The organism is Adlercreutzia sp. ZJ304 (assembly GCF_011039075.1).
In the GTDB taxonomy this organism is placed as follows: domain Bacteria; phylum Actinomycetota; class Coriobacteriia; order Coriobacteriales; family Eggerthellaceae; genus Adlercreutzia_A.
Genome location: NZ_JAAKEG010000026.1, coordinates 1 through 2,847, shown reverse-complemented (window position 1 = coordinate 2,847; position 2,847 = coordinate 1). Strand labels below are relative to the sequence as shown.

The window sequence follows — 2,847 nt, the reverse complement described above, 5'->3', positions numbered from 1 at the left end:
CATAGCAATCTATTCTTTCTCTAGAAAATTTATAAATCTTCTAATCAAGACTAGATAGCAAACCTTATATCTGTGTATCAAAAATGCGATATCAAGTGACATACAAACCTTGGCACAAAACCAACTGTTTGCAACACCTATTGACACCTCAAATCTTCATAGTTGCAACTTTTAATGAGTGTAAATCTTGCAGAAAGCTGGCATTTTGTCACACTTCATTTAATCCTTCCCAAACAAATCGCGGGTGTATACCTTGACGGATACGTCGTCTAAATCAGGGCTCCAGCGGTTGGCTACTATGAGATCGCAGCGATGCTTGAAGTCAGCAAGATTGCGCACCACTTCGCTACCGAAAAATTCAGACGTATTCAAGGTAGGCTCGTATACAACAACAGGAATACCTTTAGCCTTAACGCGCTTCATAACGCCTTGAATAGAACTTGCACGAAAGTTATCAGAGCCCGATTTCATAGTGAGGCGATAAATTCCCACCACAGGCTTTTCGACACCTTCATAAACTAGCCGCCACACGCGGTCTATTATCTCATCTGCAATGTAGTCTTTGCGCGTGCGATTGGCATCTACTATAGCCTCTATAAGGTTTTGGGGGACATCTTTGTAGTTGGCTAAAAGCTGCTTGGTGTCTTTAGGCAAGCAGTAACCGCCGTAGCCAAACGATGGGTTGTTGTAGTGGTTTCCAATACGCGGGTCATAGCCCACCCCTTCAATAATTTGTGCAGCGTCTAGCCCACGCACGCTTGCATATGTATCAAGTTCGTTGAAGTAGGAGACGCGCAAAGCCAGATAAGTGTTGGCAAACAACTTCACCGCTTCAGCCTCGGTTGCTCGCATAATAAGGGTCGGAATATTTTCGGCTGAATCTTGCGCACCCTCTGCTAGCAGAGTTGCAAACTTATGTGCCGCAGATTCAAGTTCGTCCTTAAAGGCGCTCTCGGAAGGCACGCCCACGATAATGCGCGAAGGATGCAAATTGTCATAGAGCGCATGACCCTCACGCAAAAATTCAGGGCTGAACAAAAAGCGCCCCGCAGGATAGCACTTACAAAGAGACTTGGTATAACCAACCGGCACCGTTGATTTAATAACCATAACAGCAGCAGGATTTACTTCTAATACAAGCTCTATCACCTGCTCAACATAGCTGGTATCGAAGAAATTCATATCGGGGTCGTAATTTGTCGGCGTTGCTATAACGACTATGTCTGCCGATTTATAAGCTTCTGCCCCATCAAGGGTGGGGTGCAAATCAAGGTTTTTATGAGCAAGAAAGTCTTCTATATCGGAATCTACGATTGGGCTTTTTCGGGCTTTTAGAAGTTCAATCTTTTCTGGCACAACATCTACAGCAATTCTCCTTGGTCTGTCTCCTTTCGAGATAGACCCCGGACGATTTCTTGGACACGTAATAACGTGGAAAGGAAGAACCGGTATATAGTCCAGAGTTCAAGATAAAAGCCCTAAAAATCCTTGATGAATGCAATAACTCGTGCTTAAAGACCTCTCGTTGGGGAACTTGAAGACCACACCTCGATAACTCGTTTGGAGAGACGATATGAGTAGAACATTGTGAGCCCCTGCTTCATATCGTCTATTCATATAACCGTGGGTCGAGGCTGATAATGGTTCCATCTAACCAAAACCGACAACCAGCCAGGTTGCCACATATATGAGAGGGACTCACCATGAACCATGTTACTTCAATCGGTCTTGATGTCCACGCGCGTTCTATCACTGCGGTCGCACTTGACTCCATCACGGGCGAGGTTCGTTCACAGAAGTTTGGCTATAAACCTGCGGAAGTGGCAAGCTGGATACTTCAGTTCGAATACCCGAAAGCGGTTTAGGAGTCCGGCGTGACGGGGTTCCACCTTGTCCGCTCGCTTCGGGAATTCGAGGTTGATTGTATCGTCGGGGCAGTTTCCAAGATGCACAAACCCGCATCCGACAAGCGCAAGAAGAACGACCGCAGTGATGCGGAGTTTTTGGCGCGACAGCTTATGGCGCACAATATCGTGGAAGTGTTCGTGCCGGATGTGGAGACCGAAGGCGCCCGCAATCTCTCCCGCGTGCTGGAAGATATCCGAGACGACCTCACGCGCGCCAAACATCGCCTGACGCATCTGCTCATCCGCTGGGGATGGGTCTGGAGCGAATGCACAGAGGAAGGCAAACGTCGCGGCACGTGGACACGCGCTCACTGGGAATGGATCAGGCGCATAGAGCTTCCTGATGCAGCAGCGCAGGAATCGCTTGACTATTACATCTCCCAAGTTCGGCACATAGAAGCTCAGAAGAAGGCGATCGAGAAGAGGCTCTGCCAATACGCGCAGAAGCCACGCTGGCATGAGCGGGTAGAGGCGCTTCGATGCATGAAGGGCATCGAGACCATGACCGCTTTTTTCCTGGTGGTCGAGACGGGCGTGTTCTCACGGTTCGAAACCGCCCGCGCATTCGCCTCATGGTTAGGACTCGTCCCTTCGGAGCACTCGTCAGGTGAGCATGTGTGCCGGGGTGGCATCACCAAGGCCGGCAATTCACATCTGCGGAAGCTCCTCGTGGAGGCGAGCTGGCACTACACGCGTGCCACCAAGGAGCGGAAGCGCGGCCTCTACGACGATTCCGTGCCGACCTCGATATCGAACCATGCGGCGCAAGGCGTAAGGCGGCTGGTCGATCGAAGGCGGCACTTCACCATCGACCTGCATAAGCGTCCCGTTGTGGCCAACGTGGCCACTGCGCGCGAGTTGGCATGCTGGATATGGGCGCTCGGGCGCATGAGCGAAGGGACGCTGACCTAAGAGCATTCTACCTGCTCAATACCGATCA

3 protein-coding genes are annotated in these 2,847 nt (G+C 50.2%); 2 read left to right on the top strand and 1 reads right to left on the bottom strand.

Annotated elements, in window-relative coordinates; translation table 11 throughout:
* Positions 1-219: 219 nt before the first annotated feature.
* Positions 220-1,371, bottom strand: coding sequence for a nucleotide sugar dehydrogenase (locus G7Y46_RS09005; RefSeq protein ID WP_277424178.1), 1,152 nt, complete (start codon positions 1,369-1,371; stop codon positions 220-222).
* Between the two features lie 332 nt (positions 1,372-1,703).
* Between G7Y46_RS09005 and G7Y46_RS09175 the strand changes: the two genes are divergently transcribed.
* Positions 1,704-1,865, top strand: coding sequence for a hypothetical protein (locus tag G7Y46_RS09175; protein WP_241157115.1), 162 nt, complete (start codon positions 1,704-1,706; stop codon positions 1,863-1,865).
* A 9-nt stretch (positions 1,866-1,874) separates the two neighbouring features.
* Complete coding sequence (locus G7Y46_RS09000) at positions 1,875-2,819, top strand: IS110 family transposase (protein ID WP_241157114.1); 945 nt, start codon at positions 1,875-1,877, stop codon at positions 2,817-2,819.
* Positions 2,820-2,847: the final 28 nt, after the last annotated feature.